Genomic DNA, 15,219 nt, shown 5'->3' with positions numbered 1-15,219 from the left:
TCTCTATTCCTTGGCGTTTTTAAAGAGCCGTAAGGTTATCTCTCTTTCTACCTTGTGATCAACCATCGGCTTGTGATAATCCAGTAAATTAAAGCCGCTCCATAACCAAGGGCTATGAATGAATTTATTCGGTACCTCTTTTATTTCCGGTACCCAATGGCGAACAAAGATCCCATCGGAATCAAACTTTTCGCCTTGGCTTGTCGGGTTAAATATACGGAAATAAGGTTGGCCGTCACACCCCGTTGACGCTGACCATTGCCAGCCACCATTGTTTGCCGCGAAATCACCATCCACCAGCTTACTCATGAAGTACGCTTCCCCCCAACGCCAGTCGATATGCAAATCCTTGGTCAGAAAGCTCGCGACAATCATGCGCAGACGATTGTGCATCCAACCAGTCGTGTTCAGTTGGCGCATAGCAGCATCAACAATAGGGTACCCTGTTGTGCCTGTTTTCCAGCGTTCGAAAGCTTGCTCATCATAAGACCATTGGATCTTCTCTTCCCATGGAATGAAGCCCTTTCCTCTAACAAGCTTTGGTTCAAACACCAATAGGTGTTGGTAAAACTCTCGCCAGATAATTTCACTTAACCAAGTGGCCTTCCCTTCAGTGAGATCAGGAATTTGGTTTTCTGCATAAAGCCTTGCGATACATTGTCTTGGTGACAGCGCGCCAATTGCAAGATAGGGAGATAACTGACTCGTGCCATCAACCGCAGGCAGATCTCGCTCAGATTGATATGCATTGCTGCGCTCACGGGCGAACTCTCTCAGTTGCTGGACAATGTCTGTGGTTGAGGCATGCCAACGTTCACTGGACTCGCGCGGATAAGAAAAAGGCACATCAGCATGATAGCGATAGGCTTCAACCTCTTGGAGCACGTGTTTAGGCAGCTCGGCTTGCGGTTGTGGCTTGAACACCATTGGCAGTTGGAATTTCAACAACCATGCACGTTTAAATGGTGTGAAGACTTTGAAATACTGCCCCTGCTTGTTTAACACCGTGGTTGGTGCATGAACACATTTGTCGTGGAAAGCTTCAAACGTAACTTCGCTTTCAGCCAGAACTCTCGCTACGTCTCTATCTAAAGCTTGCTCGTTGACCTCATAATGAATATTCGCCATGACACTTTTCACGCTCAACGATAATGCCCAGCTCTTGATGACCTCAGTCACGTCGGTAAATTCATGCACTTCTTTATACAGAAGCGGGATATTAAGATCAGCAAGCTCTTCTTCGAGATGCATTAAACGTCTCGCAATGAGGTCTGCTTGCATTGGTGCCATATGGTGCGTTTTCCATTGCTCTGGCGTTGCAACATAGCAAGCGACCACAGGGTGCCCAGTATCAAGGGCGGCCTTCAATGCAGTGTGATCTAACGTTCTAAGGTCTCGTCGAAACCAAACCAGAATCATGTCGTCTCCTTACGAGGGTAAGCTAGTTAGCAAAATGCAACTTCTCAATAACTTCAGAGAACTGAACTTGCTCAGGGCATTGCGTTTTCAGCGTGGATAACGCTTCTACTTGCTTAATTGGCAGGGCCTTGTTTGAGAAGAAATGAAGTTTTTGGTATAGAGCCACTACATCATGATCGATAAGACCCGAAACATCTTCGACTTTGTCTATCAAACTAATATGGAAGCCTTGCTCGCATAATCTTGCCGCTTGTACCCAGCTTTCAAATTCTCGAGCTTGCTCGAAACTAATAAGCAGACATTTGCCTTTCGAAGAGGCTTTGTTTTCAGACTCAACAACCATTGCAAGGCGTGTAATTAAGCAAGTTTGAAAGAGGCCCGACTGAAGTGAGCGTAGTGAGACCTTCACGAGTTCAAGAGCTTCCACCACCGGCGTGATCAGCGAATCGATGACAATAGTTAATGGGTACTCTTTCAAAACGTTGGTTAGAAGCTTCTCCGTTTTACCACGGTTTAGTTCGGCAAGAGCTTTGAGCAAAGATTCCACTTCTTCTAAAGGCTGCACACTAACAGCAATATCAGCATTTTCTTCTTGTCCAAGCAGACCTTTTACTTTGCCAATGGCAACCCCTTTCGACAACCAACCTTGTATCTCTTTAATCGTATCTAGATCTTGTTGGCGGTATAAACGATGACCCTTTTCGGTTCGTTGAGGTTGGATCAAGTTGTAGCGTCTTTGCCAAGCTCTGAGTGTAACGGGCTTAACACCCGTTAACTCAGATACATCTCGAATGGCGTAGAGTTTTTCTTCTTGGCTACAATCCATAACGTAATCTCATCTCCTGCGGGTATGGTTCTAGATATTTTTGCTCTTGCAAATACTCATCTGGGTATGTGTTGAGATAATGCTTAATAAGCGTTAACGGGGCAAGTAATGGTAACAATCCTGTGCGGTAATCACTGATGACTGTCGCGAGTTCTTCTCTTTCTTTACCAGTTAATGAACGCTTGAAGTAACCTTGTAGGTGCATCAGAACATTGGTGTTGTTCTTGCGACTCGCTCGGTTTTGCAGCGCTTTCATTAAGCCCAAACGATACTCGTTAAAGAAGTCGTCAATCTCATAGCTCGCGACATCTGCCACCAACCTACCCAGAGAGCGGTAGGATTCTGGGTGGTGTGCCATCAACGTCAGTTTGTAACGAGAGTGAAAAGCGATGATTTTACCGCGTGTTGGTTCTCCACCCATGGATTCATAGAAGTCGTTCAAACAGTAAATGCGCGTAATGAAGTTTTCTTTTAATACTGGGTCGTTAAGGCGGCCGTCTTCTTCTACCGGTAACCACGGCATTTTTTCCATCAAAGTTTTGGTGTACAAGCCAATGCCTTCTTTCGCAGCACTGTTCTTGCTGTAAACCTTCACTCGTTCCATGCCACAAGTTGGAGACTTAGCACATACGATGTAGCCACACAGCTGTTCCCCTTGGAGCTCGTTCACTTTGTTTTCTGAGTACGTCAGCATTTTATCGGTATGGTCGTTTTCAGGATTCTTTGTTTCGACCAAAGCAATACGCTCTTCGTTGCTCACTAGACGAATGGTTGGGCGAGGCACTGTCATGCCAACACCGACTTCCGGGCATACAGGCACGAAGCTGAAGTACCCATCTAATTCTTTAGTAACGAAGTTGCTGATTTTGTGCCCAGAGTCGAAACGTACACGTTCACCTAACACACAAGAGCTGATACCTACTTTGATTGACGATTCCATGATGACGCATCCCTATACAAAATGTTTTGTTGTATAACTTATAGCAAGCCTTTCCAGATTGTACAAGAAAATAAATTGTACAATTTAACCGTTTTACTCACTTATATGGGAATTCGATCAGCACAATTTCAGAAAAAATTTTGGCGAAGAAAGGAAGAATTTGTGCGCGCAATCGACAAACTGCTCAAAAGCAAATCGATTGCCTTTTTGCTTTCAACAGATTTAGTTATCAACAGAATATTTAAACACTAAAACCGACCGTTTTGTGACTTAACTCTCAAGTCCCCTTACCCTGTCCCGATATTATGGCCTCAACGAAAACGAACAAGTTCAACAGAATTGGTAATAGCATTCTATAATTGATGCGTTTTACCTGAACAAAACTTTGGAGAGCACTTATGGCAACCCCACACATTAACGCACAACTAGGTGATTTCGCTGAAACAGTTCTAATGCCAGGCGACCCGTTGCGCGCTAAATACATCGCAGAAACGTTCCTAGAAGATGTGAAACAAGTTTGTGACGTTCGCAACATGTTCGGCTTTACTGGCACTTACAAAGGCAAGAAAGTTTCTGTAATGGGCCACGGTATGGGTATCCCATCTTGCTGTATCTACGTACACGAACTAATCGCTGAGTACGGCGTGAAAAACGTTATCCGTGTAGGTAGCTGTGGTGCAGTACGTGACGACGTGAAACTAATGGACGTTGTTATCGGTATGGGTGCATCTACAGACTCAAAAGTTAACCGTATCCGTTTCAACAACCACGACTTCGCTGCAATCGCTGACTACGGTCTTCTAGAAGAAGCGGTTAACCAAGCACGTACTCAAGAAGTACCGGTTAAAGTTGGTAACGTATTCTCTGCAGACCTGTTCTACACACCAGAAGCAGACCTGTTCGAGAAAATGGAAAAACTAGGCATCCTAGGTGTAGACATGGAAGCGGCTGGTATCTACGGCGTTGCTGCTGACCTAGGCGCGAAAGCTCTAACTATCCTAACAGTTTCTGACCACATCATCCGTGGTGAAAAACTAAGCTCTGAAGAGCGTCAAAAGTCGTTCAACGACATGATGAAAGTTGCTCTAGAAACAGCAATCAACATCTAAGAAACACCTAAGTAGTAAATAGCAGCCGGGGCCTGACCGGCTGCAAGAATTATCCCGAGGGGGCGATTGTGTCTAACGGCGAACTGCCAAGGGACGCAGATGGGTTACAACTCAACTTTTGTAAAACATTGGCGTGTGACAACTTTGGATTGAGTGATGCGAAGCGATACGTTTTGCAACATGCTAACCCTAAACGTCCGGCGATGGTATGCCGTGAGTGTGGAGCTTTCCCCCCCTTACTTAATAACCGCGATGTAGTGAACGAACTTCATCGTCTGCGTCACGTCCACAGTGACGGGTTACCTGCTTGTCGCAACGATGACTGCGATAACTTTGGGCTTTCTGTCCATACTCATAAACACCTCTATCATGCTTTCGGTTACAGTGGCGACCGCCAACGTTACCGCTGCAAAGTGTGTCAAAGTACCTTTGTCGATAAATGGTCTGGTGCCAATAAAAAGCTTCAGTTCCAAGAGAACTTGATGGGCTTGTTGTTTACCGGTTATTCCGTTCGCGAGATCTGCCGTAAACTCAGCATTAATCCAAAAACCTTTTACGATCATGTTGATCATATTGCTAGCCGCTGCCGCCGCAAACTGGCAACGATCGATGCTCGCTGGGTAAACCATGCCGAGCACTATGAGTTGGCGTCGAACTATGTTTCCCTGCAACCACATAGCAACAACGGCGTATACTGGATCGCTTCTGGTGAAGCACACTCTGGCTATATTCTATGTCAGCATGTGAACTATTCTTCTAATGATGAGCCGGTCGCAGCACTGGATCATAACCCTTACGATGAAGTGTCACGTTTTGTATCACAGGAATACACCGCAGAAGCAAGTGAAGCACCCGGCGAACCTTCGAAGAAACTTCGCGAGCGTATCGACCAGAAGTACCAAACCATTTTGGCGCGTGGTAACGTAGAGGACCCACTGGGCAACCTTTCTGTTTTCCATTACCCGTCAAAAGGTGCTTTGATTCGCCCGCCTTACACCTCTTACGCTCACTACCTACATGTATTGGATATGTGCTGCCCAGAGAAACGGGTTTCTATTTACATGCCTCAAGATCCCCTGCTCCGCTCTGCCGCGTTGAGCGTTTGTTTATCTCGTATTCAAGAGAAAAACGTTGACTTGATGTACGTTGAAGAAGATGCAAACTGGGATATGACTGCGCCATTTGGCAAAGTAGACATTGCTTACATGAGTTGGTGGCGAGATCGTTGGGCGATTTCACGTCAATACGAAGCAAACAAAGGCATTTGTTACTTAGCTGGCGACAATAACGAACCTGAGTCATGGTTCAATGTTGCGACAACACGCCACATTCAATTCTATCAAAATCGTTTTCAGCTTCTGTTTGAGAGCTTCATCAACGAGCCACGTCGCAAATTACGACCTGCTGGCATATTACCTCTTTTAGATATATTCAGAGCTTGGCATAATTTGTGCTATCAAGATAAGCAAGGGCTTACCGCCGCTCAGAGGCTGAAAGTAACGGACGCACCTCTGACGATCAAACAACTGCTGTCGTGACTATTTAACACTTTACTCATTTAAATGTGGTAAATAGATGCTGACCACGGTATATATTACGGTACCCAATACCTTATTGGTGTAGCATTCTTCCTACACCTGAAATGATAGTCGCATCTAACCACATAATATTTAGGTGTAAATTCCAGTTCGATAGTCATGGATGTGAACGTTGGATAAAAGCCAAATTCAGCTAGAAGCAGAGCTAAACGCCCTCGATGGCCAGATAAAATCTGATCCGGAACGCGCATTTCGAATCGCCGAACAATGCAGAATTCGTGCGGAGCAAATCCTATTTGTTGATGGCGAAATTCGAGCATTGATCATCATGGCACATGCCTGTTGGTGTAGCATGGACTACCGACACGGGCTCAAACTCGTCAAAGACGCCTACAGCCTTCAAATTCAACTCGACACCGACGATCATTTACCTGAAATCCTTCACCTCTTCGCCTTGCAATACTGGGGACAAGCTAAATACTACTCCGCCCAACAGTACTGGATAAATGCGTTAGAACAATCCGCATTGGTTGATGACATTGAAATCCAAATCGAGGCCCTTATCGGACTTGGTAACGTTTGGCGCATCACCAACGAACACAAACTAGCCGCATCCACACACGAATTAGCCGTCAAAGTGGCAAACAACGTCCGTATTGCATGGTTAGAAGGCAAAGCTCGAATCCTACTCGCATGGGATTATTATCTGCTGAATAACTTCGTTGAAATGCTGACGGTGCTAGATGGCGCTACCGAGGTACTTCGTGATCATGACGACAACACATGGCAAGCTGAAATTTGGGATTTTAAGGGATTGGCATTACTGGGATTAGAACGTCTCGATGCAGCAGAAGAGGCGACTCAGAAAGCACATCAACTCGCGATTGAACAAGACCTAACTTGGATGAAGGCGCACTCCTTCATCAGCCGAGCCCGACTCGAATTGCTGCGCAAGAATACCGAAAACGCCGCCTCCTTACTGCAATCTGCAGAGCAGTCCGCCCTGAGCTTTGATAATGGTGAACTGCTCAGCCAAATCTGCTTTCAGCAATCGCGCGTCGCAGAAGAACAAGGCGATTATGAAGGCGCTTTCCAAGCCTTCCAAAAATATCGCAAACATGCGCTTAAAATGCTCAAGGAGCAGACGCATCGAGTAAGTATGGATAAAGCGCGAGGATCTAAACGTCAGTTAGAGCAACGCGCGAGAAAGCTCATTAACCGTATTCGTGCCCAGCATGAATACGATCCAGAAAAACAGTTCTCCAACGTTGTATCCGAAACCTATTGGTGGGAGCAACTGGTTCTATTCAAAACAGAGCTTAAGCAATCAAACCACGCGATCATTATGATCCGCCATACTGAGCCAGCTTTCCTTGATGTGTGTACTGAGCTCGTTCACTCATTAACGACATCCAGTGACTTGATCTCTCGTTTGAGCAGCGATCGCTTAGCTATGTTGATCGCAGAGAAAGATCAAGCGGCAGAAGACTTGTACCGCACGGTTTGTGCCATGTTAGACATTTACCCTTGGAAACGACGTGGCTTAGCCGGAGCTAAACCGACCCTCTATCTGCAAGATATCCTGACCTTCCCGTTCACATTGGAGCAATTGGAAGAAAGCCACATTGAGGTAATGAAGAATGGAACAACTGCTTAGTAAAGTGACCGATGCAGGCATGGACCCTTCTTCTGTTACTGGCGAAGAAGCGCTGAACCTTTGGGAACATATCCGCTTTCATATCGCGTCAACAAATCGTGAAAAAGCCCATTGCCACATCATCAGCGCAGAATATCGCAGCAAAATCAAACAGCTGAGTACCAGCATTGAAGAGCTTAGACAAGCTTTAGACTTACTCAAATTGCCTGAGGATGTCGAAGACATTCTATCCGTCAAAGCGAGCCTGAGCGATCGTCTGGTTGAAAAGGGCGATTACAACGCAGCGTTAACGGAATACATAGCTTCCACCAACATTGCGGTGGAATACGGTTATATCGACGAATACGTACTTGCCATTATTGGCATGGGCAACTTGTGTGACGCTTATGGTGACCATAACAAGGCGCTACGCTACTACCAAAAGATTGATGCTATAGACCATGCTATTGGCAGTCGTTCGCTTAGGTTGCGTTACAAGCTTTACATGTTAGCTTGCTATATCAGTATACAGCGCATTGGTTCAGCAACTGACTTACTTAGCGAATGTGAAGAGTTGAGTATTTTGGTGAGTGACAAAAACCTCACCAGCCAAATTCATTTATACCGTGCTAAGTTATTGCGTCTACAAAACGAGTGCAACCAAGCCCTGATTGCGATTTCACATATTCAATACTCGACAGGTAAGCAGCACACTCAATGGCTATCGACCATGGTGAAAATCGAAACGGCTTACTGCTTGAACGAAATCGGACACCAATCTCTGGCAAACCTGCTTTTATCCTCGACAGGCAAGCGCATTAATGAGTATTCCTCTCCACTGATCGCCAATCGCTTTTACAATGCAATGAGTCAAGTGTGCTCTTCTCAAGGCCAATTTAAAGAAGCTCTCAACTACGAGAAAAAAGCATTCCGTGTTGAATCCGACCTCATCAAACATATCCCAATCGGTGAGCTAGGTGCAGCCCAATTACGTCGCCTCACTCGCTTTGAGTTGCAGCTTAAATTGATTCTTTCTGAGATTGAAAACAAAGAGCTGAAAGAAACCACTAAACAACACAAAAATACCGTAGCGCAGCTACAGCAGGATGTATTTACCGACCCACTCACTTCGCTGCACAACCGCCGTTGGTTAGAAGTGAAGCTGAAAGACTTGTTGTTGCATGACACGTCATTTGCACTGATGGTGATTGATATTGACCATTTCAAATCAATTAACGATGAACTGAGTCATTTAGTCGGTGATAAAGCAATTCAGAACGTATCAAAAGAGCTGTCTGGCTACTTTAAATTCCGAGGGTCATCTTGCGTTCGCTTTGGCGGTGAAGAATTTTTGGTGATTCTGGAAAATACAGAACTTGCCCGTGCAGAGATGCACGCAGAAAACTATCGCGAACGTATCTATCAGTTTGGTTGGCATGAAATATTAGGTGAGCGTGGCTTGACCGTTTCCATCGGTATCACACTTCATCGTGAAGGTGAGAACACACAACGTACCTTCTATCGCGCTGACAAAGCCCTGTACCGAGCCAAGGCCAACGGCCGGAACCAAGTGTGTACGGAGCTTTAAAGCAATCAATAAAAAACGCCCCAGCATCAACTGGGGCGTTTTCTTTGGATTCAATCAACAATATTACAGGAAGAAAAGCGAAATACCGCCCAACGCCATCAAGGTTCCCATGACACTTTTCACACCCACCTTTTCCCCGCGCACAGCATAGATCACCAAGATAAACAACGGACTGGTTGCAATGAGAGTTTGTGCAATCGCTGGATTGGCGTATTTCAATGCAACTTGCTGTAACCATAACGCTAGGAAAGTCCCAACGAAAATCGCCAGCAATAGCCAACCCATGGCTTTATTCCCCATTGTTGTGATGTGCCGTTTAATCCCTTTAAATGGTTCAGGTTCGACAACCTTAATCACAAGACACACGGCAAGCACACCAATGCTCAATCGAATCAATGCGCCTAAGAGCGGCGGCAAATCACCCGCGACGAGGGCATAGTGAGAAATCACCACACCTGAAGCTTGGCAGACACTGGCCAATAAACCAAAACCAATGCCACTCCAATTTGTCGCCTCACCGGAAGAAGAAGGCTGGAACACAACAAAAGTCACCGCTGCGGTGGTAACCACCACACCCAGCCAACTCTGCAAGGTTAACTCCGAACCTAAAAAAACCAACGCAAGCACACCAGACAACGGCGGAGCTAGAGATTCCAACAGTAAGGTTTTGTTTGGCCCAATGCGCTTGAGCGCGGCGAAATAGGCAGAATCACCAATCGCAATACCAATCACCCCAGACACCGCCAACACCGCCAGATGCAGAGGCTCGATCTGGGTAGGTAAACCTTGCGGCAGTAATGGCATCACCACCAGCATCATCATTGATGCAATGATGCCTTTCACAATGTTCAGCTGCATCGCCGAAAAGCGGTGGCTAAATTGGCTATATATCCAAGTGGCCAAAGCCCATACTATCGCAGCGCCAATGGCCGCGATCTCACCAGAATATTGCACTGCTTACTCCTTCGTATTGCATGCCGTATCTCTCAATAACAGTGAATCAAATTATAAATAACTTGATTCACTTATTGTTCTATCAAATACTTAAACAGTTAATTTACGTAAGTTTTTCTATTTGGCAACAAGCACAGGGAAGTAAGATGTTTCTAGACTATTTTGCACTTGGGTTACTCATTTTCGTTGCTTTGGTTATCTTCTACGGAATCATTGTGATTCACGATATTCCTTATGAAATAGCGAAAGAGCGCGAGCATCCTCACCAAGATGCGATTCATTATGCAGGCTGGGTTAGCCTTTTCACATTACATGCACTTTGGCCGTTTCTGTGGATTTGGGCAACCTTGTGGCGTAAAGAACGTGGCTGGGGCTTTAAGCAGCTCGAACAAGAAACACATGATATACATCATCGACTTGAAGAGCTAATTGATGAAGTCAACGAATTGAAAAAAGAAGTCTCAACGCTGAAAGGTAAACAACCTGTATCAAGCGTTTCAGTTCAAAAAGAACAAGGTAAGGAGGAACAATAATGGATTTACTACTGGTTCTGACTTACGCAGCGCTATGTATCGCGATTTTTAAAATCTTCAATATCCCATTGAATAAGTGGACAGTACCAACGGCTGTACTCGGTGGCGTAGTGTTGGTCGGTACACTTATCTTACTGATGAACTACAACCACCCATTCACACAGATTGGTAACCAAGTATTCTCAACCTCACCGGTGGTATCAGGTGTCCGTGGTCGAGTGATTGAAGTACCTGTTCAAGCAAACCAACCGTTGCAAAAAGGCGATGTTCTTTTCCGTATCGACCCGATTCCGTTCCAAGCAGAGGTCGATAAGCTACGCGCGAAAGTGAAAGAAGCAAGCCAAGGTGCATTGGGGTTAGAGTCGGGCGTTCAAGAAGCAGAAGCTGCGGTCATCAAAGCCCTTGCAGAGCGTGATAAAGCGCAACGCGAATTCGACCGTTATCAACGTGGTTTTGATCGTGGCGCGTTCACTGAGCAACAACTGGATACTCGTCGACAAGCGTTTAAAGCCGCCCAAGCAGCACTAGAGGTGTCGCAATCTAAACGAGAACAAGCACAAATCGCACTTGACTCGGAAGTTGGTGGAGAGAATACGCAAGTTGCCTCATTGCTAGCAGAACTTCGCCAGGCTGAATTCAATCTTGATCAGACCGTTGTTAGAGCCCCAACCGAAGGCTATGTAACGCAGCTTGCTTTGCGCCCGGGAGTGATGGCGGTGCCTTTACCGCTAGCACCGGTGATGACTTTTGTGCATACCGAGCAAAAACTGTACACAGCCGCTTTCCGCCAAAACTCTTTGCAACGTTTAGAACCCGGATTTGAAGCGGAATTCATGTTCCGTGCACTACCTGGTAGTGTATTCAAAGGCAAAGTGATTGAAGTACTGCCGGCAATCGGTGAAAGCCAATTCCAAGCTCGTGGTGCGCTACTTGGTACAGAGGCCCTCCGTACAAGCGGACGTGTATTTGTAACGCTTCAAATCACTGACGATCTAACTGAATATCATCTACCACTAGGTACAGCCGTAGAAGTCGCAGTTTACTCGGACAGTTTCACCCACGTTTCTATCATGCGTAAAGTACTTATCCGAATGAAGAGCTGGCAAAACTACCTATACCTAGATCATTAATTTAACGAACAAAAATCGTACTAAAAAGTGTAATCAGGGGCTGACAGTTAGCCCCTGGTTGCATTCTAGCCATCCAGACAGATAGCATTCCCACTTTTATCAATATTCTGTATAATGCGCGCCTTATTTTTGATGCTTGCTGTAAAACTAAGCCAGTCAAAAGGATGCGTGAATCCAATCACACATTTCTTGAAGAAAGATAGAGCAAACAATAAGCAGCTTGGTTGTTTCCAAACTTTGTTACACAATCAGCGCTATAAAAACAAAGCAAGTGAACGTTCTTTAAAATCGACAATTGAACTGAGGTTATCTATGAATCTTTCTGCTAAAACCGTAGTGGTTATTGCAATCGGTGCTGCGCTATACGGCATCGGCGGTTTGCCAATGTTTGGCATTCCTGTGTTTGCAAACACGACGCTGAAACCAGCAATGGCGGTATTGGCATTGTTCTCAGTGTTATTCGGCCCTCTTGTAGGCTTCTTGGTTGGCTTCATTGGCCACTGGGTTACTGACCTATTTGCAGGCTGGGGCGTATGGCTAACTTGGGTACTTGGTTCAGGTATTGTCGGTTTGATCATCGGTCTTTTCCCTTCTCTAACACGTAATCGCTTAGAGACAGGGGACTTCAATATGAAAGATTTCGCGTTGTTCGTGGTGCTTGCTCTATTGGGTAACGTATTTGGTTACGGCTGCTCAGCCTTCCTAGACACCATCTTGTATGCAGAACCGTTCACTAAGGTATTTACACAGCTGTCGATCATCGCACTGGGTAACACCATTCTTATTGCTATTGTTGGCTTCTTCATTCTTAAGTCTGTCGCAAAACGTAACAAGCAAAGCCGCAACTTAACAGAGGCTTAATGTCGAATGACAATCGAATTTTCTAACTTCTCTTTTAGATATGAGTCGCTGGACAAACCGACGCTAAAAAATATCAATCTAAGGATAGAGAAAGGAGAGAAAATCGTCATTATCGGTCCAAGTGGTAGTGGTAAATCTACCCTTGGCCAATGTCTTAACGGACTGATCCCACATGCGATTAAAGGGGAAACCAGTGGCCAGCTGACCATCAATGGTCAAGACACTGCCCCTTTTGACATGCACCAATTCACCGAAAAAGTTGGTACCGTACTGCAAGATACGGACAGCCAATTTGTTGGTTTGAGTATTGGTGAAGACATCGCATTCGCGTTGGAAAACCAATTGATGTCTAACATCGACATGTACCCATTGGTCAAAGCGACGGCCAAAATGGTCGATTTGGAACAGATGTTAGATCGCTCCCCTCACGATTTATCAGGCGGTCAGAAACAGCGCGTTTCTTTGGCGGGTATTTTAGTCGATGACGTCGACATCTTGTTGTTTGACGAACCACTTGCTGCCCTTGATCCAAAGACGGGTAAGAAGACCATCGAGATTATCGATGATCTGCACCGCGAAACGGGCAAAACCATCATCATTATCGAGCACCGTCTTGAGGATGTGCTGCATCGCTCTGTTGACCGCATTATTCTGATGGAAAGTGGTGAAATCATCGCAGATACCACACCAGATGAGATCTTAGCGTCCCCGCTTCTTGAAGAATACGGTATCCGTGAGCCTCTTTATCTTTCTGCTTTGAAAGAAGCAGGCTGCGCGATTGAAGGCGATGCAAAGCCATCGAGCTTAAGCACATTGCCATTGGCGCAATACCAATCCACCGTCAGCGCATGGTTTGAAGCCTCACAAGTAGCAGAGGTTGCAACCCCAAACGATACGCTTCTAGAAGTTCGTGATCTTACTTACTCATACGATGGCGAAAAGAACGCGCTTGAAGGGGTCAGTTTTGATGTCAAACGCGGTGAGTTTTTATCGGTATTGGGTAAAAACGGCTCTGGGAAATCCACCATCACTAAGCTTGTGATGGGCGTGATTGAACCAGATAACGGCTCGATGATCTTGAATGGTCAGGACCTCAATGAACTAAGCATTTTTGAGCGCAGTCAAAAGGTTGGCGTGGTAATGCAAAACCCAAATCATATGATTTCGCATCACATGATTTTCGACGAAGTGGCTTTTGGCCTGCGTAACCGTGGCGTTGAAGAGAAACAAGTCGAAGCGAAGGTATTGGAAGTCCTTGAACTGTGTGGTTTGAGCAAGTACCGCCATTGGCCAATTGAGGCATTAAGCTACGGTCAGAAGAAGCGTGTGACAATTGCATCGATTCTTGCCCTAGAGCCTGAGCTTTTGATTCTGGACGAGCCTACTGCTGGACAAGATTACCGTAACTACACATCAATGCTGAGCTTTATCGAGAAGCTTAATCGTGAACTTGGCATTACGGTGATGATCATCTCGCACGACATGCACTTGGTCTTGGAATACACCACTCGTTCCATCGTGATTGCTGATAGCAAGTTGATTGCCGACGCACCAATGATCGAAGTGTTTAGTTCCCCAGCACTGTTAGACCAAGCGAACTTGGCGACAACTAGCTTGTATGAACTGGCTACTGAGTTAGGTATTGAGAACACGAACGACTTTATGCAGCACTTTATTGACGTTGAAAAAGCGCGTCGAGAACGTGAAAACAACGCCGATATCCAAGCTTCAAAAGCTCAAGATTCACAAAATAATGATGCTAAAAACATTGAGACAGTAGTGGCATGAAAGACAACAAGATGAAGTTTGGTATCAACTACATCGATACCCAATCGCCACTGCACAAACTCAATGGCATCACCAAGTTTTTGATGTTCATTGCATGGGTAACGGTGGTACTTACAACCTTTGATTTGCGCATCATTACTCTACTGATCGTTGTAGGTCTTGGTTTGCTAAAAATGACCAAGGTACCTTTCCATGTGTACAAGCCTTTACTGATCGGTACAGGCAGTGTTTTGTTGATTAATGCGCTGTTTATGTTTGCATTAGCGCCGCAACAAGGCAGTGAATACATGGGCTCAACAACAGTATTGTTGTCGTTACCGGGTAATTACTCACTCACCCAAGAGACCTTGTTCTATCTGGTCACCGTGACACTGAAGTACTTCAGTATGTTCCCAATTGCCTTGGTGTTTGTATTTACCACGCATCCTACTGAGTTTGCAGCAAGTTTGAACCGCATGGGTGTGCCTTACAAAATCGCTTATGCCGTCAGTTTGACCTTGCGTTACTTGCCAGAAGTGAAGAAAGACTTCGTGAACATCATGCACGCTCAACAAGCTCGTGGTGTTGAACTGAGTAAGAAAGCGCCGTTCTTTACCCGTATGAAGAACGTTTCTAAGATCTTAGGTCCGCTGATTTTCTCTAGCCTAGATCGCGCTGACCAAATCTCTAACGCGATGACATTGCGTGGTTTTGGTCGTCATTCGTCTCGTACTTGGTACAGCCTAAAGCCGCTGACCAAAGCCGATATGGTGTGTATGGCAGGCATCGTCGTGATTATCACCGCTGCGATTAGCAAACGCGTTATAGACACTCAACTGTTTTGGTATCCGTTCTAAACGAACCAGTCTCACGTTGAAAACCGAATACAAAAATGGGATGCCTCTGCATCCCATTTTT

General features: G+C 45.6%; 13 protein-coding genes. 9 read left to right on the top strand and 4 right to left on the bottom strand.

Annotation, left to right across the window (positions count from 1 at the left end):
• Window positions 1–3: 3 nt before the first annotated feature.
• From phrB to ITG12_RS26945, 3 genes are read right to left on the bottom strand one after another with little or no spacing between them, the layout of a single operon-like run.
• Window positions 4–1,419 (bottom strand): deoxyribodipyrimidine photo-lyase, encoded by a 1,416-nt coding sequence (gene phrB / locus ITG12_RS26955; protein ID WP_038876317.1) that lies wholly within the window; start codon window positions 1,417–1,419, stop codon window positions 4–6.
• Between the two features lie 22 nt (window positions 1,420–1,441).
• Window positions 1,442–2,245, bottom strand: coding sequence for a MerR family transcriptional regulator (locus ITG12_RS26950; protein ID WP_038876318.1), 804 nt, complete (start codon window positions 2,243–2,245; stop codon window positions 1,442–1,444).
• On the bottom strand, window positions 2,235–3,185 hold the full coding sequence (locus ITG12_RS26945; protein WP_038876320.1) for a DUF523 and DUF1722 domain-containing protein: 951 nt from the start codon (window positions 3,183–3,185) through the stop codon (window positions 2,235–2,237). Before ITG12_RS26945 ends, ITG12_RS26950 begins: the two co-directional genes overlap by 11 nt.
• Before the next feature lie 398 nt (window positions 3,186–3,583).
• Between ITG12_RS26945 and deoD the strand changes: the two genes are divergently transcribed.
• From deoD to ITG12_RS26925, 4 genes are all read left to right on the top strand, one after another.
• On the top strand, window positions 3,584–4,294 hold the full coding sequence (gene deoD, locus ITG12_RS26940) for a purine-nucleoside phosphorylase (protein ID WP_248874592.1): 711 nt from the start codon (window positions 3,584–3,586) through the stop codon (window positions 4,292–4,294).
• A gap of 68 nt (window positions 4,295–4,362) precedes the next feature.
• Window positions 4,363–5,832 (top strand): lactate dehydrogenase, encoded by a 1,470-nt coding sequence (locus ITG12_RS26935; RefSeq protein WP_038876325.1) that lies wholly within the window; start codon window positions 4,363–4,365, stop codon window positions 5,830–5,832.
• Between the two features lie 172 nt (window positions 5,833–6,004).
• Window positions 6,005–7,489 carry a hypothetical protein gene (locus tag ITG12_RS26930; RefSeq protein ID WP_038868473.1) on the top strand — a complete coding sequence of 495 codons (1,485 nt, stop codon included), beginning with the start codon at window positions 6,005–6,007 and terminating at the stop codon, window positions 7,487–7,489.
• A complete protein-coding gene (locus ITG12_RS26925) occupies window positions 7,473–9,056 on the top strand; it encodes a GGDEF domain-containing protein (RefSeq protein ID WP_038876327.1) in 1,584 nt (527 codons plus the stop codon). The genes ITG12_RS26930 and ITG12_RS26925 overlap by 17 nt, the downstream gene beginning before the upstream one ends.
• A 63-nt stretch (window positions 9,057–9,119) precedes the next feature.
• On the opposite strand, the gene ITG12_RS26920 is transcribed toward ITG12_RS26925, so the two are convergent.
• Window positions 9,120–10,010 carry a DMT family transporter gene (locus ITG12_RS26920; protein ID WP_038876329.1) on the bottom strand — a complete coding sequence of 297 codons (891 nt, stop codon included), beginning with the start codon at window positions 10,008–10,010 and terminating at the stop codon, window positions 9,120–9,122.
• 146 nt (window positions 10,011–10,156) lie between these two features.
• Here ITG12_RS26920 and ITG12_RS26915 point away from each other — a divergent pair, with 146 nt between their 5' ends.
• The 5 genes from ITG12_RS26915 (at window position 10,157) to ITG12_RS26895 (ending at window position 15,158) form a co-directional block, all read left to right on the top strand.
• Complete coding sequence (locus ITG12_RS26915; RefSeq protein ID WP_038868469.1) at window positions 10,157–10,543, top strand: DUF3302 domain-containing protein; 387 nt, start codon at window positions 10,157–10,159, stop codon at window positions 10,541–10,543.
• Entirely contained in the window at window positions 10,543–11,673 is a 1,131-nt protein-coding gene (locus tag ITG12_RS26910; protein ID WP_248874590.1) for an HlyD family secretion protein, read from the top strand. Before ITG12_RS26915 ends, ITG12_RS26910 begins: the two co-directional genes overlap by 1 nt.
• A gap of 312 nt (window positions 11,674–11,985) precedes the next feature.
• Window positions 11,986–12,534, top strand: a complete 549-nt coding sequence (locus tag ITG12_RS26905) for an ECF-type riboflavin transporter substrate-binding protein (RefSeq protein WP_038868496.1) — start codon at window positions 11,986–11,988, stop codon at window positions 12,532–12,534.
• 6 nt (window positions 12,535–12,540) lie between these two features.
• Entirely contained in the window at window positions 12,541–14,322 is a 1,782-nt protein-coding gene (locus ITG12_RS26900) for a DUF3744 domain-containing protein (RefSeq protein WP_038876331.1), read from the top strand.
• Window positions 14,319–15,158 (top strand): energy-coupling factor transporter transmembrane component T, encoded by an 840-nt coding sequence (locus ITG12_RS26895; protein ID WP_038876333.1) that lies wholly within the window; start codon window positions 14,319–14,321, stop codon window positions 15,156–15,158. The genes ITG12_RS26900 and ITG12_RS26895 overlap by 4 nt, the downstream gene beginning before the upstream one ends.
• Window positions 15,159–15,219: the final 61 nt, after the last annotated feature.

This window comes from Vibrio sp. ED002, from assembly GCF_023277445.1.
GTDB lineage: Bacteria > Pseudomonadota > Gammaproteobacteria > Enterobacterales > Vibrionaceae > Vibrio > Vibrio jasicida.
The sequence above is the reverse complement of the archived record's forward strand: the minus strand, read 5'-3'. Positions and strand labels throughout refer to the sequence as shown.